Origin of the sequence: Actinomadura hibisca NBRC 15177, assembly GCF_001552635.1 — a bacterium.
Classification (GTDB): Bacteria; Actinomycetota; Actinomycetes; order Streptosporangiales; family Streptosporangiaceae; genus Spirillospora; species Spirillospora hibisca.
Window position 1 is genome coordinate 1 of the sequence record NZ_BCRO01000078.1, and the last position, 19,143, is coordinate 19,143.

General features: G+C 73.5%; 17 protein-coding genes. 4 read left to right on the forward strand and 13 right to left on the reverse strand.

Annotated features, from left to right (window positions below):
* Window positions 1-117: 117 nt before the first annotated feature.
* The 4 genes from AH6_RS31550 to AH6_RS31565 form a co-directional block, all read right to left on the reverse strand.
* Complete coding sequence (locus AH6_RS31550) at window positions 118-1,221, reverse strand: serine hydrolase domain-containing protein (protein WP_067487498.1); 1,104 nt, start codon at window positions 1,219-1,221, stop codon at window positions 118-120.
* 121 nt (window positions 1,222-1,342) lie between these two features.
* Complete coding sequence (locus AH6_RS31555) at window positions 1,343-3,163, reverse strand: glycoside hydrolase family 15 protein (protein ID WP_067487500.1); 1,821 nt, start codon at window positions 3,161-3,163, stop codon at window positions 1,343-1,345.
* Window positions 3,160-4,116, reverse strand: coding sequence for a TIGR03885 family FMN-dependent LLM class oxidoreductase (locus AH6_RS31560; RefSeq protein ID WP_067487503.1), 957 nt, complete (start codon window positions 4,114-4,116; stop codon window positions 3,160-3,162). The genes AH6_RS31555 and AH6_RS31560 overlap by 4 nt, the downstream gene beginning before the upstream one ends.
* Before the next feature lie 69 nt (window positions 4,117-4,185).
* Entirely contained in the window at window positions 4,186-5,619 is a 1,434-nt protein-coding gene (locus tag AH6_RS31565) for an MFS transporter (RefSeq protein ID WP_067487505.1), read from the reverse strand.
* Window positions 5,620-5,715: 96 nt separating this feature from the next.
* On the opposite strand from AH6_RS31565, the gene AH6_RS31570 reads away from it, so the two are divergent.
* On the forward strand, window positions 5,716-6,294 hold the full coding sequence (locus AH6_RS31570) for a TetR/AcrR family transcriptional regulator (RefSeq protein WP_067487514.1): 579 nt from the start codon (window positions 5,716-5,718) through the stop codon (window positions 6,292-6,294).
* 13 nt (window positions 6,295-6,307) lie between these two features.
* On the opposite strand, the gene AH6_RS31575 is transcribed toward AH6_RS31570, so the two are convergent.
* From AH6_RS31575 to AH6_RS31585, 3 genes are read right to left on the reverse strand one after another with little or no spacing between them, the layout of a single operon-like run.
* Window positions 6,308-6,895 carry a HEAT repeat domain-containing protein gene (locus AH6_RS31575; RefSeq protein ID WP_245679546.1) on the reverse strand — a complete coding sequence of 196 codons (588 nt, stop codon included), beginning with the start codon at window positions 6,893-6,895 and terminating at the stop codon, window positions 6,308-6,310.
* A gap of 23 nt (window positions 6,896-6,918) precedes the next feature.
* Window positions 6,919-7,827 (reverse strand): alpha/beta fold hydrolase, encoded by a 909-nt coding sequence (locus tag AH6_RS31580; RefSeq protein ID WP_067487517.1) that lies wholly within the window; start codon window positions 7,825-7,827, stop codon window positions 6,919-6,921.
* A 44-nt stretch (window positions 7,828-7,871) separates the two neighbouring features.
* A complete protein-coding gene (locus AH6_RS31585; protein ID WP_067487520.1) occupies window positions 7,872-8,330 on the reverse strand; it encodes a MarR family winged helix-turn-helix transcriptional regulator in 459 nt (152 codons plus the stop codon).
* 86 nt (window positions 8,331-8,416) lie between these two features.
* Here AH6_RS31585 and AH6_RS31590 point away from each other — a divergent pair, with 86 nt between their 5' ends.
* Window positions 8,417-9,862, forward strand: coding sequence for an MDR family MFS transporter (locus tag AH6_RS31590; protein ID WP_067487522.1), 1,446 nt, complete (start codon window positions 8,417-8,419; stop codon window positions 9,860-9,862).
* On the opposite strand, the gene AH6_RS31595 is transcribed toward AH6_RS31590, so the two are convergent.
* The 5 genes from AH6_RS31595 to AH6_RS31615 form a co-directional block, all read right to left on the reverse strand.
* A complete protein-coding gene (locus AH6_RS31595) occupies window positions 9,831-10,631 on the reverse strand; it encodes an ABC transporter permease subunit (RefSeq protein ID WP_067487523.1) in 801 nt (266 codons plus the stop codon). The genes AH6_RS31590 and AH6_RS31595 overlap by 32 nt on opposite strands.
* Window positions 10,628-11,548, reverse strand: a complete 921-nt coding sequence (locus tag AH6_RS31600) for an ABC transporter ATP-binding protein (protein WP_067487526.1) — start codon at window positions 11,546-11,548, stop codon at window positions 10,628-10,630. Before AH6_RS31600 ends, AH6_RS31595 begins: the two co-directional genes overlap by 4 nt.
* Before the next feature lie 75 nt (window positions 11,549-11,623).
* Window positions 11,624-13,018: an amino acid permease gene (locus tag AH6_RS31605; RefSeq protein WP_218005980.1), complete on the reverse strand. Its 1,395-nt coding sequence runs from the start codon at window positions 13,016-13,018 to the stop codon at window positions 11,624-11,626.
* 44 nt (window positions 13,019-13,062) lie between these two features.
* On the reverse strand, window positions 13,063-13,731 hold the full coding sequence (locus tag AH6_RS31610; protein WP_067487529.1) for a response regulator transcription factor: 669 nt from the start codon (window positions 13,729-13,731) through the stop codon (window positions 13,063-13,065).
* Between the two features lie 9 nt (window positions 13,732-13,740).
* Window positions 13,741-14,721 (reverse strand): LacI family DNA-binding transcriptional regulator, encoded by a 981-nt coding sequence (locus tag AH6_RS31615; protein WP_169807949.1) that lies wholly within the window; start codon window positions 14,719-14,721, stop codon window positions 13,741-13,743.
* 88 nt (window positions 14,722-14,809) lie between these two features.
* Between AH6_RS31615 and AH6_RS31620 the strand changes: the two genes are divergently transcribed.
* A complete protein-coding gene (locus AH6_RS31620; RefSeq protein ID WP_067487532.1) occupies window positions 14,810-16,138 on the forward strand; it encodes an NCS2 family permease in 1,329 nt (442 codons plus the stop codon).
* A gap of 13 nt (window positions 16,139-16,151) precedes the next feature.
* Window positions 16,152-17,849, forward strand: coding sequence for an adenine deaminase C-terminal domain-containing protein (locus AH6_RS31625; protein WP_245679547.1), 1,698 nt, complete (start codon window positions 16,152-16,154; stop codon window positions 17,847-17,849).
* An 18-nt stretch (window positions 17,850-17,867) separates the two neighbouring features.
* Here AH6_RS31625 and AH6_RS31630 read toward each other — a convergent pair whose 3' ends face one another.
* The gene (locus AH6_RS31630; protein ID WP_157431848.1) at window positions 17,868-19,055 is read right to left on the reverse strand and encodes a histidine kinase; all 1,188 of its coding nucleotides are present in this window, start codon (window positions 19,053-19,055) and stop codon (window positions 17,868-17,870) included.
* Window positions 19,056-19,143 lie beyond the last annotated feature (88 nt).

Below are 19,143 nucleotides of genomic sequence, written 5' to 3' on the forward strand. Positions count from 1 at the left end.
CCCGCGCCGGGTCGGTGCATTGGTACACGCCCCCACCAACCCCAACCCGCCCGCACCGGTTTCCCACACAATCCCTAAGAACCCAGCAACCCCTAGGAGCCCAGCAACCTAGGACGTCTAGCACAGCGCCGTCTTCAACGCCGCCTCCATCACCTCATCATTCGCGCCCGGGTTCAGCGTGGACATCACCGTCGCCCTCCTGCCGTCCGCCTTGATGCCGCTGATCGTCGCGAAGCCCAGCATGTCCCCGCCATGGCCCCAGTACGAGCCCTTGCAGCCCGGCCCCAGCGGCACGCTTTCGAGGCCCAGCCCGTACGTCGAGCCTGACGAACGGCCCGTCGGGACGGTGCGCTTCATCTCGCGCAACTGCGCCGGCTTCAGCAACTTCCCGCGCACCAGCGCGGCCAGGAAGCGGTTCAGGTCGGCTGCGCTGGAGATCATTGAGCCGCCCGCGTCCGCGACCGTCGGGTTGACGCGGGTGATGTCGAGCAGCCCGCCCACCGGCGCGTACCCCTGCGGGTGCGGCTTCGGGATCTCGGGGGAGTCGGCCGGGACCGACGTGCCGCGCAACTTCAGCGGCTTGATGATCCGGTCCCGGATCTCGTCGCCGTACCAGTGGCCGGTCACCTTCTTGATGATCATTCCGGCGAGCAGGTAGCCGGTGCTGGAGTACGCGAACTTCGGCTCACCGCTCGGCGGCAGCGTGTTGGGATGTTGCAGCGCGATCGCCACCAGTTCTTCGGGCTCCCAGTGCCGCAACGGGTCCTTGATGAGGTCCTGCGGGTTCAGGTGGCGCATGATGTCCGGCAGCCCGCCGGTGTGCTGGAGCAGCTGCCGCACGGTGATGTTCCGCCCGTCGTTGCCGTTGCCCCGCACCACGCCCGGCAGGTAACGCTCCACCGGCGCGTCCAGGTCGATCTTGCCCTCGCCGACGAGCTGGAGCATCACCGTCGCCACGAACGGCTTCGTCAGGCTCCCGATCCGGAAGTGGCTCCCGCGCTGCACCGGCGCGCCGGTCCGCACGTCCCGCGTCCCGCTGGTCAGCGCCGTGCGGCGGCCGTTGCGGTCGCGCACCTCCACCAGCGCGCCCGGCGCGCCGCCCTCGGCCGTCAACCGTTCCAGCGCCTTGCCCAGTTCCGTACGGTCCTGCGCGTGGACGGGCTGCGCCAGCCCCGCCACGACCAGGCCCGCACCCAGCACCACCGACCAGCGACGTGACATGTCGCCCTCCTGACCTCTCGGGATGCCCAGAAATCTAGGGGCGCGCACGTCGAACGGGCCTCGCCCACGGGAGCCATCCCGAGACCGCACCTCCGGAGCCAGCGGAGGGGGCCCGCCGGTATCAGCCGGAGGGGTTGCGCTCGGCCCAGGAGTGCAGGGCCTCCTTGTCACCCGACACATCCAGGTTCATCGCGGCCTCGATCAGCGCCAGGTGGGTGAACGCCTGCGGGTAGTTCCCCAGCATGACGCCGTCCTCGTCCATCTCCTCCGAGAACAGTCCGAGCGGGCCGCCGCGTTCGCACAACTCCTCGAAGCGGCGGCGCGCCTCCTCCGGGCGCTCGGCCAGCACCAGCGCGGACGCCATGTCGAACGAGCACATCAGGAACGCGCCCTCCGGCCCGTTCACGCCGTCGTTGGTCTGCTCGGGGTCGTAGCGGTGGATCAGCAGGCCGTCGCTGCTCAGCCACTCGTCCACCCGTTTCAACGTGGCCAGCACGCGCGGGTCGGTGCCGGGCAGGAAGTTCAGCAGCGGCAGCCGCAGCAACGAGGCGTCCAGGTTGCCCGCGCCGTAGGACTGCACGAACGCGTCGGCCCCCTCGTCATACCCACGGTCCAGGACCTCCTGGTGGACGCGGGTGCGTTCGGTCCGCCAACGTTCCAGCGGCGCGTCGTCGCCGCACAGCTCGGCCATCCGGATGCCCCGGTCCAGGCACACCCAGGCGTACACCTTGGAGCTGGTCCAGTGCCGCTGCGCGTCGCGCACCTCCCAGATACCGTCGTCGGGCTCCTGCCAGACCCGCGCGGCGGCCTCGACGATCTCGTACAGCCCGGCGCGGTGGTCGGGCGACAACTTCCCGGTGGCCTGCTGGAAGACCAGGGCGGCGTCGAGCACCTGCCCGTAGACGTCGATCTGGAACTGCTCGAACGCCTTGTTCCCGATGCGCACCGGCCGCGAGTCGTCGTACCCGGCCAGGTGGTCCAACGACTCCTCGGCGACGTGCGTGCCGCCGTCCAGCGTCAGCATGGGCTTGAGGCGGTCGCCCTCCAGCGCGCAGTTGTCGAGCAGGAACCGCAGGTACTTGCCCGCCTCCTGGTCGTGGCCGAGCCGCAGCAGGACCAGCACCATCAGCGCGGCGTCGCGGTGCCAGACGTAGCGGTAGTCCCAGTTGCGCTCGCCGCCCGGCCATTCGGGCAGCGAGGTGGTCGGGGCGGCGATGAGGCCGCCGCTCTCGCTGTGCATCAGGCCCCGCAGCACCACGGCGCTGAACCGCACGTGCTCGGCCCCGTAGCCGTCGTAGACGTACCGGTCCGACCAGCGGTCCCAGGCGAGCAGTGTCTGTTCCAGGAGCTTTTCGCCCTGGTCGGGCTCGAAGCGCTCGTCGGTGTAACCCAGCACCATGACCAGGGTCTGGCCCGCTTGCAGCGTCGTGGTGATGACGACGTCGTCGCCGTCGATGCGGGGCGGCACCGTCGCGGTGAGGCGCAGGCCCGCTTCTTCCTCTACGACGGCCTGCCCGTCCTCGCGCCAGCGCGGGGCGTGGCGCGCGTGGTCGGGACGGGCGCGCACGCGGCTGCGCACGGTGGCCTCGCCCCGCTCGCAGCGCAGCAGCCGGACCAGCGCGCCGCGCGGGACGATGCCGCGATCGTCGTCCTCCCCGGCCGGACCCGCCGCCAGGAAGTCGCGGGCGACCAGCGTGGCCGACCCGTTCTTCCAGCGGCTCTCCAGCACCAGCGTGTTGCCGGTGTAGGCGCGCTCGGGCTCGCCCGCGTCCGCCACCTCGATCTCCCAGGACCCGCCGACGTCGCGGTCCAGGATGCGGTTGAACACCGCCGCCGCGTCGAAGCGGGGCGCGCACCACCACTCGACCGCGCCGTCCGGGCCGGTGAGCGCGGCCGTCCGGCAGTCCGACAGGAAGCCGTAGGAGCCGATGGGCGGGGTCACCGGTTCACCTGCGGCAGGACGTGCTCGCCGAACGCGTCGATGAACCCCCGCTGGTCGCGGCCCACCTGGTGGACCATGACCCGCTCGAACCCCCGGTCGATCTGGTCGGCCAGCCAGGCGGCGTGCCGCCCCAGGTCGTCCGACACGTGCACGAACGGGGTGATCTGGTCGGGCGTGATGAAGCGCGCGACCTCCTCGAAGTGCTCCGGCATGGTGATCTCCCAGCCCACGTCGCCGCCGATGAGGGCCTCGCGCCACTGGTCGTGCGCGGCGGCCAGCGCCGTGTCCTCGTCGTCCGCCCAGCTCACGTGCGCCTGGAGCAGCGCGGGGCCGCGCCCGCCCGCCTCCCGGTACGCGTCCAGCGTGCGGGCCTGCGCGCCGTCGGGCTGGTTGATGGTGATCAGTCCGTCCGCCCACCCGGCGGCCTCGGCGGCGGTGGCCGGGGTGACGGCGGCGGCGAGCAGCGCGGGCGGCTCGTCGGGCAGGGTCCACAACTTCGCCCGGTCCACCCGCACCAGCCCGTCCCGCGAGACCGTCTCGCCCGCCAGCAGCGCCCGCATGATCTCGACGCACTCGCGCATCCGCCGGGCCCGTACCTGTTTGGCGGGCCAGACGTCCCCGGTGATGTGCTCGTTGACGGCCTGCCCGGTGCCGAGCGCGACCCAGACCCGGCCCGGGTGCATCTCCGCCAGCGTCGCCACCGCCTGCGCGAGCAGCGCCGGGTGGTAGCGCTGCCCCGGCGCGGACACGAAGCCCATGGAGAACGACGTGAGCGCCAGGGCCGACCCCAGCCACGCCCAGGCGTGACCCGAGTGGCCCTGGCGCGTGCTCCACGGCGCGAAGTGGTCCGAGCACATCCCGGCCGCGAACCCGGCCTGCTCGGCGTGGCGCGTCAGGTCGAGCAGCTCTCTGGCCCCGAACTGCTCGTGCGATGCGTGAAATCCGATGGACACAGTTCCCCCCGAAACTGATCCATATAGGTCTGCCCTCCGTCACGGAACTGAATCGTCCGTGACGGAGGGTTACTCGGCCGCCCGCTTCGGCAGCAGCAGCGACAGCAGCAGGGCACCGCCGGTGAGGATCGCCGCCACGGCGAAGGACGTGGTGACGCCCTCGGTCAGCACCTCGTCCGAGGAGCCGTGGGCACCGCGCCCGGCGGCCCCGAAGGCGGTGATGAGGATCGCGAGCCCGAGGGCCCCGCCGAGCTGCTGCATCACGTTGAGCAGGCCGGACGCCGCCCCGGCGTCCTCGGCGCGCACCCCCGTCATGAGCACGGTGGTGATGCCCACCAGCAACACCCCCATGGCCGCGCCGATGAGGACCAGCGGGCCCAGCAGCGCCACCGCGTACCCGGAGTCCGGCGTCAGTCGCGTGAGCCAGAACAGGCAGGCGGTCATGACCGCCGCCCCGGCGGCGATCAGGGGCTTGGGACCCGTCCGGGGCACCAGCCGGGCGGCCAGGTTCGAGGAGGCCAGGATCAGGGCGGTGAGCGGCAGGAAGGCGAGCCCGGCCGCCAGGGGCCGGTAGTCGCGCGCCTCCTGGAGGAACAGGGTGAGGAAGAAGAACATGCCGTTGCCCGCCGCCATCTGGAAGAGCAGCCCCAGGTAGCCGATGGCGCGGCTGCGGTCGGCGAACAGCCGCAGCGGGATGATCGGGTGCGCGCTGCGCGCCTCCACCACCAGGAACAGCGCGAGCAGCACCGCGCCCGCCCCGAGCGCGGCCAGGGCGACGCCGTCGCGGAAACCCTCCTCGGCGGCGCGGATCAGCCCGAACACCAGGACGCTCATCCCGGCCGTCGAAGTCAGCGAACCGGCGTAGTCCAGGCGGCCCGCCCGCCGCTCGGTCTCGGTGACGAACGCCATCGCCAGTGCCAGCAGCACCGCGCCGATCGGCACGTTGATGAACAACACCCACCGCCACGACAACCAGTCGGTCAGCACCCCTCCGGCGATCAGCCCGAGGGCCGCGCCGGAGCCGGACACAGCGGCGTACGCGCCGAGCGCCCGCGCCCGTTCCGCCGGGGCCGGGAAGCTCGTGGTGATCAGGGCCAGCACGGTCGGAGCCGCGAGGGCCGCGCCGACGCCCTGCCCGGCCCGCGCCGCCAGCAGCAGCCCCGGCGAGGTGGCCAGCCCTCCGGCGAGCGAGGCGGCGGTGAACACCACGACGCCGATGATCAGCGCCCGCCGTTGCCCGAGCATGTCCCCGGCCCGGCCGCCGAGCAGCAGCAGCCCGCCGAACGCGAGCAGGTAGGCGTTCAGCACCCAGGACAGCCCGGCGGGGGAGAAGCCCAGGTCGCGCTGGACGGCGGGCAGCGCGATGTTCACCACGCTGGTGTCCAGGATGAACATCGTCTGGCACAGCAGCACCACCAGGAGCACGAGGCGGGGCCGGTGGGGCGCGTGCGACGGCGGCGCTCCGGCCTTCTCCGCAGGGGTCGTCTGGAGTCGTTCGGCCATGGCACTCTCCCGGAACACGGAAACGAGGACCTTCCTCACTTCACGTCCGGTAAGATATGAGGAGGTTCCTCGTTTTGCAACCGACGGAGGTTTTCGATGACCGCGGAGCAGGCCGCCGCACAGCCCACGGGCCGCAAGGACGCGCGGCGGAACCGGGAGCGGCTGCTCGCCGCCGCCGAGGAGGCGTTCGCGCGCGACGGCGTCGGCGCGTCGCTCAACGACATCGCCCGCACGGCGGGCGTGGGGAACGTGACCCTCTACCGGCACTTCCCGACGCGCCAAGCACTTCTCGAAGCCCTGTTGGGCGAGAGCCTGCGCGGTCTACGCGCGCGTTCCGACGCGCTTCTCACCGACGAGGACCCGGCGCGGGGACTCGCCGTCTGGCTGGAGACGGCCGTCGATCACGCGACCGCCTATCGCGGCCTGGTGGAAACCCTGATGGACAGCATCTCCGACCCGGCGTCGGAGCTGCACGCCACCTGCCGGGACGTCAAGGACGGCGGCGAGCAGCTGCTCGTCCGCGCCCAGCGGGCCGGGGCCGTCCGCGACGACGTCGACCCGGCCACCCTCTACTCGCTCATCGCCGCCATGGCCTGGGCGATCGAGCGCACGCCCGACCAGCGCGGGCGGCTGGTGGGCGTGGTGACCGACGGGCTGCGCCCGCCGCGCCCGTGAGCCGGGCCGCCGGTCACCAGGACCGGGCGACGGCGGCGGCCTTCTCGCGCAGCCAGCCCTCGGGGTCGTGCTCGGCGATCGCCCGCACGGAGGGCAGCAGGCCGCGGTAGCCGGTGTAGGACGCCGCCCACACCGCCGCGTACCGCACGCGCGGGTCGGCGTCCTCCAGCGTCACCGACAGCCGCACCACCACCTCGTCGTCGGTCCCGGAGGTGGCGGCGAGGCCCAGGCGCAGGGCCGCCAGGCCGCGTGCCCTGGCGTCGCCCGCCTCGTCGAACGCCGCGCACAGGTCGTTGACCGTCCACGGCGCCAGCGCCTGCGACGCCGCCGCCGACAGCTCCTTGAGCGTCTGCGGCGCGCGGCCCGTGAACACGTAGTGTCCGATCCCGAACATCGCGTCCTCGACGTAGTGCAGCGCGACGTCGTGGTCCTTGTCGACGTGCCAGGTCACCCGGCCGTCGGTGCCGGACGCGCGGTCGCGCTCGGTCACCTCGTCCATGGGCCAGCCGCGGCCGGCCGCGAAGGTGTCCAGGTCCTCGACGCTGGTCCCGGGGCGCAACACGCGCCGCTGCGTCTGGTAGAGATCATCAGTGCGGGCCATGCGGGGCATTGTGCTGTGCCAGGTCATCGGCCGCCACTGGAACGGGGCAACCCGTGCCCGCCGGAGTGGACCCGGCCCAGGAAATCCCGCACCAATGCGGCGATCTCGTCGAGGTGGGTCTCCAGCGCCCAGTGGCCGGTGTCCAGCAGGTGCAGCTCGGCGTCGGGCACGTCGCGCAGGTAGGCGCGGGCCGAGCCCTCGGGCATGTAGCCGTCGCGCGGGCCCCACGCGATCAGCGTCGGCGGGCGGTGCTTGCGCAGGTAGTCCTGGTAGCGGGGGAACCAGTCGAGGTTCTCGCGCAGGCCCTCCATCAGGCCCACCATGATCTCTCGCCGTCGCGGGGTGTTGAGCAGCGCCCAGTTCAGCGTCCACAGGTCGGGGCTGATGCGCTCGGCGGTCTCGGGGCCGACGTCGTTCAGGAACTCCTCGCGGAACCCCTCCAGGCTGACGGCCTCGGCGAGGCCCGCGCGGCGCTCGGGCGTCGGGTCGGCCCAGTAGTCCTTCAGGTAGCCGTACTTGGGGCCGAGCTCGTCCTCGTAGATGTCGCCGTTCTGGACGATGAGGGCCGCGACGCGCTCGGGCGCGGCGATCGCGAGCCGGAGCCCGATCTGCGAGCCGTAGTCGTGCAGGTAGAGGGCGTAGCGGTCGAGGCCGAGCGCGTCGGCGAAGCGCTGGAGGAAGGCCGCGTAGCCGTCGAAGTCGTAGGAGAAGCGGGACGGGTCGGGAGTGTCGCTGTGGCCGAAGCCGGGGAAGTCGGGCGCGACGAGACGCCAGCGGTCGGCGAGGGCGGGCATCAGCCCCCGGTACTGGTAGGACGAGCACGGATAGCCGTGGGGGAGCAGCACGACGGGCGCGTCCTCGGGCCCCGCCTCCCGGTAGAAGACCCCGTATCCGTCCAGTTCTGTGCGGCGGTGTCGAACGACATGTGCCATATCGCCTGCATGGCCGGGTTCGCGGATCTTAAACGCCGCGCTGGTCAGCCGTCGTAGGAGCCGAGGAAGCGGCCGAGCAGGCGCGCGAACTCGGCGCGCTCGGCGTCGCTCCAGTCCGCCATGGCCGCCGCGAAGTGGCGGCGGCGCGTCTCGCGGGCGGCCGCGACGACCTCGCGCCCCGCGTCGGTCAGCTCCAGGTGGATGCGGCGGCCGTCCGCCTGCGACGCCACCCGCTTCACGTAGCCCGCCTTCACCGCCTCGGCCACCACGCGGCTGCCGCGCGAGGCGTCCACGCCGAGGCGCGCGGCGACCAGGCCGACGCTCATCTCCTGGCCGGGCTCGTCGGGGCCCTCGTCGATCACGTCGGTGACGTGCAGCACCTGGAGGTCCACCGCGAGGTCGTGCTCGCGCAGCGTCGCTTTGCCGAGCCGCTGGCGGGACATGCCCCGGCGCAGCCGCACCATGCCGCGCTCGATCTCGTCCAAGGACCTCTCGCCCGTCATGCCCCCGATCCTAGCGGCGCTGTTGCGCCGCACATGTATGTGCTCTTAGCATCTATATGCCTAAGTCATCTATTTGCGAGGTGCACATGACCATGCCGCGCACGGCCCCCGCCCCGGCGATGTCCCGCCGGCACCGGCTGCTGGTGTTCGGGGGGCTGATGCTGGCGGGCCTGATGTCGTCGCTGGACGCGACCGTCCTCAGCACCGCCCTGCCCGCGATCGTCGCCGACCTCGGCGGGCTGGACCGGCTCGCCTGGGTCTCCACCGCCTACGTGCTGGCCACCGGCGTCACGCTCCCGCTGTCGGGGCGGCTGGGCGACCAGTTCGGCCGCAAGCCCGTGTTCCTGATCGGGCTCGTGGCCTTCCTCGCCGGGTCGGCGGCCTGCGGGGCGGCCCCCTCCATGGACTGGCTCATCGCCTTCCGGGTCGCGCAGGGCGCGGGGGCCGGGTGCCTGATGGCCTCGATGTTCGCGCTGACGGGGGAGCTGTTCGAGCCCCGCGAGCGCGCCAAGTACCAGGGCTACTCCGCGCTGATCTTCGCCGTCTCCAGCATCGCCGGGCCGCTGGTCGGCGGCTCCCTCACCGAGCACGCCTCCTGGCGCTGGGCCTTCTACGTCAACCTGCCGCTCGGGCTGGTCGCGCTCGGGATCAGCGCCGTCCTGCTCAAGCTGCCCGAGCGGGAGGGCAGGCCGCGCATCGACTACCCGGGCATCGTGCTGCTGGCGGCGGCGGTCACCTGCTTCACCCTGCTCACGAGCTGGGCCGGGACGAAGTACGCCTGGACGTCGCCCGCCGTCCTCGGGCTCGCGGCCGGGACGGCGGTGCTGGCGGCGGCGTGGGCGCTGGCCGAGCGGCGCGCGGCCGAGCCCGTCATCCCGCTCCGGTTGTTCCGCGACCGGTCGTTCAGCGTGGCGTGCGCGGTGGCGCTGGTCGGCGGGGCCACCGGGTTCGGGCTGGCGACGTACCTGCCGATGTTCTTCCAGCGCGTCGAGGGGACCGGCGCGACCAACTCGGGGCTGCTGCTCCTGCCGATGATGCTGGGACTGCTGGCCTCCTCCATAGGCGCGGGCCGCCACATCGCCCGGACCGGCCGCTACCACCGGCTGCCCGCCGCGAGCATGGCCGTCAGCCTGGTCGGCGTCGTCCTGCTGGCCACCATGGACGCCGGGACCAGCCGCGTCGCCGCCGGTGCGTACATGGCCGTGCTCGGCTTCGGTGCGGGGTTGTCGCAGCAGGTCGTCATGCTGATCGCGCAGAACGCCGCGCCCCGGCGCGACCTGGGCGCGGCCAGCTCCGCCGTCTTCACCTCCCGCATGATCGGCACCGCCGCCGGGATGTCGGTCTTCGGCGGCCTGCTCGCGAGCCGGTTCGCCGCCGAGTCCGCGCGGAAGGCCCCCGCCGAGGCGATGGCGGAGGCGTTCCACGCGGTGTTCCTGTCGGCGGTGCCGCTGCTGGTCGCGGGCCTGGCGGCCGCGCTGCTGCTCCGGCACGTGCCGCTGGCTACTTCACCTCGCGGCGGGTCAGCCGAATGACCCCGGCCACCAGCGGCAGCACGAGCCAGACGGCGAGGGAGACGCCGAGCCGCGCCCAGTCCTCGCCGGACACGCTCGTCTGGTTGAGGGCCTCCATGGTGCGGTTGGTGTCCAGCCACCCGGCCGCGCCGCGCAGCTTGTCCACCGTCTCGCCGAGCGTCGTCCACGCGATGGGCAACACGAAGTACAGGACGATCGCCAGCGGGGTGTTCATGAACACCATCCCGAACGCCACGCCGATCGTCACCGAGATCACCGCCATGAGCAGGATCTTCGCGACGTACTCGGGCGGCAGCTCCCAGCTCCCCGACGAGCGCCCCAGCAGCTCGCCCACGGCGCGGCCGAGCACGGCGGTCACGACCGAGACGGCCGTGAACACCGTCGCCAGGACCCAGGCGGCGGCCACCTTGGCGACCACGATCCGGTGCCGCCCCGGCACCAGCGTGAAGGTGGTCAGCGTGGTGCGCTGCGACCACTCGGAGGTCACCGCGAGGACGCCCAGGATCGGCAGCAGCAGCGCCGTCCCCGTCGTCGCCGCGCTGACCATGTCGTAGAGCGTCTGGTCCTCGCCCGGCACCGCGAACAACATGACCGGCATCATCGCCACGTCCACCAGCGCGATCAGGACCAGCAACCAGCGGCCCGCGCGGGTGTCGGTCATCTTGCGCAACTCGACCAGCGCCAAGCGCGCGATCGGCGGGCGCGGCGGGTCGAGCAGGGCCGCCGGAGTGGGCGCGGCGGTCGTCTCGGCGGTCAGGTCGGCGGTCATCGCAGAGCCTCCTCGGGCGCGACGGGGGAGGGGGCGGCGGGCGCGGACGTCAGCGACAGGAACAGCTCCTCCAGGCCGCCCCCGCCGGCCTGGCGCAGCTCCAGCAGGACGGTCCCGGCCCGCGCGGCGGCCCGTCCCACCTGCTCGGCGGACGCCCGCACGGTGAACGCGCCGGTCCGGTCGGCCGTCGCCGCCAGCCCGGCGGCGGCCAGCGCCGCGCCCAGCGCCGCCGGGTCCAGCCCCCGCACCAGCACGCCGCCGGGCGCGGCCAGCAGCTCGTCCTTGCCGCCCTGCGCCGCGATCCGGCCGCCCGCGATCACCACGAACCGGTCGGCGACCGCCTCCACCTCGCGCAGCAGGTGCGACGACAGCAGCACCGTGCCGCCCCGGTCGGCGAAGTCGCGCAGCAGCGACCGCATCCAGAAGATGCCCTCGGGGTCCAGGCCGTTGGCGGGCTCGTCCAGGATCAGCACGCCCGGGTCGCCCAGCAGCGCCTGGGCGATGCCGAGCCGCTGCCGCATCCCCAGCGAGTAGCCGCCGACCCGCCGCCGGGCGGCCTTGGGCGGCAGGCCGACGGCCTCCATCAGCTCGCCGACCCGCCGCCGGTCCACCCCGATCGTCTGCGCGGTCAGCGCCAGCGTCTCGCGGCCGGTGCGGCCCGGATGCTGCGCGGCGGCGTCCAGCAGGACGCCGACGTGCCGCCCCGGGTTGGCGATGCGCGCGTAGGGCACGCCCTGCACGGTGGCGGACCCGGCGGTCGGCGGGGTCAGCCCGCAGATCATCCGCATGGTGGTGGACTTGCCCGCCCCGTTGGGGCCGAGGAAGCCGGTCACCGTGCCGGGCGCGCAGTGGAACGTCACGTTCTCCACGGCCGGGACGTCCCCGTACCGCTTGCTCAGACCCTTCACGTCAATCATGGGTCCAGCGTCGCCCGCCGGGCCCCGGCCCCGCGTCGGCCGATGGTCGCCCGCGCGGCGACCGAAGTCGATGCCTCAGTGGCCGACCGGACGTTCCGCCGTCTCCCGCGCGGGCGCGCGCGGCCCCGACCGGCCGTGCCGTACGAACGCCGCCACCAGCACCACCGCCGCCACGGCCAGCGACCAGAGGACCTGCGGGCGTCCGGCGTCGTCGAAGAGCATCGTCACCAGCACGCCCAGGATCGCGACGATGGTCGCGATCGTCAGGTACGGGAACAGCCACATCCGCACGGGGAGGTCGGCGCGGGTCTTGTCACCCTCCAGACGCCGCCGCATCCGCAGCTGCGAGCACGCCACCACCAGCCACACGAACAGCGCGACCGCGCCCGACCCGTTCACCAGGAACAGGAACACCGTGTCGGGGCTGGTGTAGTTGAACACCACCGCGACGAACCCGAACGCCACCGACACCCAGATCGCCGCCCACGGCACCCCGCGCCGCGTCGTCCGGGCGAACGCGCGCGGCGCGTCGCCCCGCCCGGCCAGCGAGAACGCCATCCGCGAGGCGGTGTAGAGGCCGGAGTTCAGGCACGACAACACCGCCGTCAGCACCACCACGTCCATGATCGGCCCCGCGCCGGGAATGCCGATCTCGTCCAGCACCGCCACGTACGGGCTGCTCCCCACGTCGGCCGAGTCCCACGGCAGCAGCGTCACCACCACCGCGATCGACCCCAGGTAGAACACGATGATCCGCCAGATCACGCTGTTGACGGCCTTGGTCACCGCCCGGCCCGGGTCGCGCGACTCGGCCGCCGCGATCGTGACGATCTCGCTGCCCATGAACGCGAACACGACCGTGAGCAGCCCCGTCACCACCGCTCCGGGCCCGTTGGGCAGGAAGCCGCCGTGCCCGACCAGGTTGCTCGTGCCGACGGCGTCGGTCCCCGGCAGCAGCCCGAAGATCGCCAGGCCGCCCAGCAGGATGAACACCGCGATCGCCGCCACCTTGATCGCGGCGAACCAGAACTCGAACTCCCCGTAGGAGGCCACCGAGAACAGGTTGGTGGCCGTCAGCAGCACCATCAGCACCAGCGCGACCGTCCACTGCGGCAGCGCGGGCACCCAGCCGTGGACGATCTTGGCTCCGGCGGTCGCCTCGACCGCCAGCACCACCGCCCAGAACCACCAGTACAACCAGCCGATGGTGAACCCGGCCCAGCGCCCGATCGCCCGGTCGGCGTAGGCGGAGAACGAGCCGGTGTCGGGATGGGCCGCCGCCATCTCGCCCAGCATCCGCATCACCAGGATCACCAGCAGCCCGGCGAGCGCGTAGGACACCAGGATGCCCGGCCCGGTCTTGTGGACGCCCGCGCCCGAGCCCACGAAGAGCCCGGCCCCGATCACCCCGCCGATCGCGATCATGCTGACGTGCCGGTCCCGCAGACCCGGCTGGAGCCGCTCGGCCATGGCCGGCGGTCTACCCGCCCGGCGAGATCGAAACGGGCGGGCGGTCAGTCCTGCGCGTTCTCGCCCGCGTCGTGCACCAGCAGGGCGATCTGCACCCGGTTGTTCAGCTCCAGCTTGGTGAGCAGCCGCGACACGTACGCCTTCACCGTCGCGACGCTCAGCGACAGCTCCTTGCCGATCTCGCTGTTGGTGCGGCCCCGCCCCACCAGCGCCGCCACCGCCCGCTCGCCCTCGCTGAGCCGGGCCAGCAGCGCCCGCGCCCGGTCGCGGCGCGGGTCCACGCCGGTGTCGGCGACGTAGCCCATCATCTTGCGCAGCACCGCCGGGGACATCATCGGCTCGCCCGCCGCCACCTGCCGGATCGCCCGGATGATCTCCGGCGGCGGGGTGTGCTTGAGCAGGAACCCGCCCGCCCCGGCGCGCATCGCGCGCAGGATGTGCTCGTCGCTGTCGAAGGTGGTGAGGATGATGATCTCCGGCGGCTCGCGCCGGGCGCGCAACCGCTCGGTGGCCGCGAGGCCGTCCACGCGCGGCATCCGGATGTCCATCAGCACCACGTCGGGGCGGTGCTCGTTGACCGCCGCCACCACCTCGGCCCCGTCGGCGACGTCGGCGACCACGGCGAGGTCCTCGGCCCCGGCCAGCATCATCGTCAGGCCCGCGCGGACCAGGGCGTCGTCGTCCACGATCAGCACGCGGATGGGTGAGTCCATCCCGCCACTCTAAGGGGCCCGGTCGGGCGGCGGCCCGCTGGAGGAGCGCACGATCATCTCCACCGGCAGCAGCGTGTGGGCCGGGCCCGCCGGGCGCGGCGCGGCGAGGTCGGCGAGCCGCTCCACCGCCAGCCGCCCGGCCGCCCGCGACGGCACCCGCAGCGCCGTCACGTCGGGCACGGCGAGGCCCGCCGCCGACAGGTCGTCGGCGCTGGCCAGGCTCAGGTCGGCGGGCGCGGACAGACCCCGCGCGGTCATCGCGTACAGCACGCCGAGCGTCAGCGTGCTGCTGTAGGCGACGACGGCGGTGCACCCGGCCGCCAAGACCTCGTCCAGCGCGCCGATGCCCGCCTGGTACTCGGGCAGGTAGGGGCCCAGCGCACGCACCTCACAGCCGGGGGCCGCCTCGCGCAGCGCGGCCAGGCGGCGCGGGTCCAGCCACGACCCGGCGGGCCCGCCCAGGTAGGCGACGCGGCGGTGGCCGAGGCCCGCCAGGTGCGCGCCCAGCGCGGCCATGCCGCCCGGGGTGTCGATCACGATGGAGGGGACGCCGCGCACCCGCCGGTCCAGGGTGACCAGCGGCAGCCCCGCCGCCACCTCCGCCAGCCGCGCGGCGGGCGAGCCCGGGATGAGGGCGGCGAAGCCGTCCACCCGGTCGGCCAGCCGCGCGAACAGCGCCGCCTCGCGGTCGGGGGAGCCGTCGGTGACCACCACGACCAGCTCGCAGCCCGCCTCCTCGGCGGCCTGCTGCGCGCCCGCGATCAGCGGGGCGTGGTAGGGGTTGGCGAGGCTCGGCACGCCGAAGGCCAGCAGCCCGGTCCGGCCGGTGGCCAGCGCGCGGGCGGCCGGGTGGTGCCGGTAGCCCAGCCGCTCGGCCGCTTCCAGCACCCGCGACCGCGTCGCCTCCGAGATCATGTCGGGACGGGCCAGCGCGCGCGACACGGTGGACGCCGAGACGCCCGCGGCGCGCGCCACATCCTCCAGTCGCACCACACTTGCCCCCTCTCCTGCGGATATCCTATCGTGCAAGCGCTTGCAGATCATCTTTTGCAAGCGGTTGCATCACTGAGGAGCGGCGATGTCCATAGATGCCGAGACGAGGGCGCCCACCGGGCTCGACCGGTTCTTCCGGCTGAGCGAGCGCGGCACCTCCGTCCGCACCGAAGTCCTCGCGGGCGTGAGCATGTTCCTCGCCGCGGCCTACGTGGTCGTGGTCGTGCCGGGCATGCTGGCGGGGGCGGGCGTGCCCCGCGCGGCCGCGACCACCGGCGTCATCGTGACGGTGGTGCTGGCGACCCTGTTCATGGGCCTGTACGCCAACCTGCCGTTCGTGCTGGCCCCGGGGCTGGGCGGCGTCGCGCTGGTCGCGGTCACCCTGATCCAGCACGACCAGGTGCCCTACCCGGTCGCGATGGGCATGGTGTTCTGGTCGGGCGTGGCGTTCCTGGCGCTGACGCTGCTCGGCGTGCGCCAGCTCGTCACCCGCGTCATCCCCGACGCCGTGCGGTTGTCGATCGGCGCGGCGATCGGGCTCTACATCGCGATGCTGGGCTTCCGCTCGGCCGGGCTGATCGAGTTCGGGCCCAAGGGCATGAAGCTCGGCGAGCTGGGCTCGGCCGCCGGGCTGCTGGCGATCGCCGGGCTGGTCCTGGTCACCGCGCTGAGCGCCCGCAAGGTGCCGGGCGCGCTGCTGATCACGATGGTGGTGCTGACGGTCGCGGCCGTGCCGCTGGGCGTGGCCGAGCTGCCCGACTCGTGGTTCGAGTTGCCCGCCGGGCTCGGCCCCATCGCGTTCGAGGTCGACGTCTGGGGCGCGCTCCAGCCGCACTACCTGCCGTTCCTGTTCGCGCTGTTCGCCGCCGAGTTCTTCTCCACCACCGGCGTGGTGCTGGCGGTCGGCGAGCGCATCGGGCTGGCCGACGACAAGGGCGAGCTGCCCGACGTCAACAAGCCGTTCCTGGTGGACTCGGTCAGCGTCATCGGCGGCTCGGCCATCGGCGGCCCCAGCGTCACCACCTACCTGGAGTCGGCGGCCGGGTCGGACTCCGGCGGCCGCACCGGGCTCACCTCGGTGGTCACCGGCGGCCTGTTCGCGGTCCTGCTGCTGCTCACCCCGCTGGCCACGATGATCCCGCAGGCGGTCACCGCGCCCGTGCTGATCTTCATCGGGCTGGGCATGCTCAAGGGCCTCCAGAAGGTCGACATGAGCGACCCCACCGACGCGATCCCGGCCGCCCTGACGGTCGCCTGCACCCTGTTCTGGGGCAACTTCGGCACCGGCATCGCCGCCGGGCTCACCGCCTACGTGCTGGTCAAGGCCGTGTCGGGACGCTTCCGCGACGTGCACGCCGGCATGTGGGCCATGTTGCCGTTCCTCCTGTACTTCTTCTACAACTCCGTCCACTGATCGGGGGATCAGCGTGCACGACATCCGCATCCGCGGGGGACAGGTCGTCTCGGTCTTCACCGGCGAGGTCTTCGCCGCCGACGTGCTGGTCACCGGCGAGCAGATCAGCGGCGTGGTGCCGCCCGGCACCGGCGGGGACGCCGCCCGCGAGATCGACGCGACCGGACGGCTGGTCGTCCCCGGCTTCCTCGACGCGCACATGCACGTCGAGAGCTCCTTCCTCACCCCCGCCGCCTTCGCGTGGCTGACCCTGCCGCGCGGCACCACCACCGTGCTGGCCGACCCGCACGAGATCGTCAACGTCGCGGGCCGCGCCGCCATGCGCTGGATGGTCGACGCGGGCGCGGCCACCCCGCAGACCCAGCTGTGGGGCGTGCCCTCGTGCGTGCCCGCGCTCGCCGGGTTCGAGCACTCCGGCGCGCACCTGGACGCCGCCGACGTCGCCGACCTGCTGGAATGGGACGGCGTCCGCGCCCTCGCCGAGGTCATGGACTACCGCGCCGTGGTCTCCGGCGACCCCCGGATGGCCTCGATCATCGCGGCCGCCCGCGACCGGGGCGTGGTCCTGGACGGCCACTGCCCGAACCTGTCGGGCGAGGAGCTGAGCCGGTACATGGCCACCGGCATCGACTCCGACCACACCAAGAACACCCCCGAGGTCGTGGTCGAGAAGGCCCGGCTCGGCATGACCGTGATGCTCCAGGAGAAGTGCCTGGAGCCGGAGGTGGCCGCCGCGCTGCTGGCGCTGCCGCGACTCCCGCCGTTCTGCCTGGTCACCGACGACCTGGCGGCCGACCACATCACCGCCCACGGCCACCTGGACCACATCGCCCGCGTCGCGGTCGCCGCCGGGTTCCGCGACGTGGACGTGCTGCGCGCCCTCACCTGGACGCCCGCGCAGCGGTTGCGGCTGCCCGACCGGGGCGTGGTCGCGCCCGGCAAGCGCGCCGATCTGCTGCTGCTGGACGGCCCGCTGGCGGACTTCGCCGTGGACACCGTCCTGGCGGGCGGCCGGATCGTGGCCACCGGGGGCCGCGCCGCCTACGCCGAGCCCGCGCCGGGCGACCACCCGTTCACCGGGTCGGTGCACGTGGACGGCCTGCCCGACGACGAGTACGCCTGGCGGGTGGACCTGCCCGACGGCCGCCACCGCTTCCGCGCGCTGCGCGTCAACCCGGTCGACACCTACACCGAGGCCGCCGAGATCGAGCTCGACGTGCGCGGCGGCGTCGTGGCGTGGGAGGGGCGCGCGGCGTTGTGCTGGGTGCGCAACCGGCACGGCCGCGACCACGTCTCCGCCGTCCCGCTCACCGGCATGGACCTGGGCGACGGCGCGGTCACCACCACCTACGCCCACGACAGCCACAACCTGGTCACCCTCGGCACCACCCGCGCCTCCATGCGGGCCGCCACGCGGGCCGTGCTCGCCGACGACGGCGGCGTGGCGGTCGCCCGCGACGGCGCGGTCACCGCGCGGCTGCCGCTGGCGGTCGGCGGCGTGATGTCGGCCGCGCCCGCCGGGGCCGTCGCCGCCGCCTCCCGGGCGGTCCGCGCGGAGCTGGGGGAATGGGGCTGGCGGCACCGCAACCCGTTCATGAGCGTGTCCACGCTGACGCTGGCCGTCTCGCCGTCGGTGAAGATCACCGACCTGGGGCTGGTGGACGTGCTGGCCCGCGACTGGGCCCCGCAGGTCCTGGACGGCTGTCACTGATCTACAACGTAAAGGCGGTCAGCCGGGCGCGACCGTCTTGTCCACCGGGAACGGCAACCACGCGTACAGCCGGAACCGCCCGTCGCCGGTCGGGCCGTGCTCCAGCATCCCGCCCAGCAGCGCGGCGCGCTCGCGCAGCCCGAGCAGGCCCGCGCCCGCTCCCGGCAGTCGCGGGGCGGGCGCGCCCGGCGGCAGCGCGTTGACGATCTCCACGGCGAGCCCGGCGTCGCCCGGCGCGGTCAGGGCGATCCGCACCCGCGCGCCGGGCGCGTGCTTGCGGGCGTTGGTCAGCGCCTCCTGCACGATCCGGTAGGCGTGCCGCCCGACGCGGTCGGGGACCGCGCCGGGGTCGGGCACCCCGTCGTCCAGGTCGACGTGCGCCCCGGCGGCGCGGGCCTGCTCGACGAGGGCGGGCAGGTCGGTCAGGGTGGGCTGGGGCCGGTCGGGGGCGGCGTCGCCTGCGCCGTCGCCGGGGCCGTCGCGCAGCACGCCGATCACCTCGCGCAGGTCCTCCATCGCCTCGTAGGCGCTGCGCCGGATCACCCCGGCGGCGGCGCGCTGGTCGGCGGGCGCGTCGGGATGGAACTCCAGCGCCCCGGCGTGCACCGCCAGCAGCGAGATGCGGTGGGCCAGCACGTCGTGCATCTCGCGGGCGATGCGCTCGCGCTCCAGCAGCCGCGCCTCCTCCACGCGCAGGCGCTGGCCCTCCTCGGCCTGCCGGGCGCGCTCGCGCAGCGAGTCGATCAGCTCGCGCCGCGACCGCAACAACATCCCGACGACGACCAGCACGGTGTAGGCGAGCGTGAACACCGCCACCGACTGGAGGTATTCGAGGTCGCTCTGGCCGGGCACCGTCGTGAACGCCAGCGTCACGATGACCGCGTACCAGGCGCCGAGCGGGACCGACACGCGCCAGGACCGGAACGAGGCGGCGCTGAACAGCGCCATCGCGCCGACGCCCATGCCGCTGGAGGAGACCACGATGCTCAGCGACATCAGCAGCGCCAGCCGGCCGGGCCAGCGGCGGCGGAACAGCAGCAGGAGCACCGCGCAGGCCAGGCCGATGGTGAGGTCGCGGCCGACGTGGGTCTGGTCCCCGGGGTAGTCCTCCAGTGAGCCGAGCAGGACCAGCACGCCCAGCACCATCCCGACGGCCGTCACCAGGACGTCGAAGAGCCAGTCGCGCGCCGGGCGCCGGAGATCCACCCGCCCAACGCTACCCAGGGCGGCGGCGCGCGGCAGCGTCCGCCGGTCGGGGGCGGGGTCGACTTTCGTCCATGGGGCTGGCCTCAGG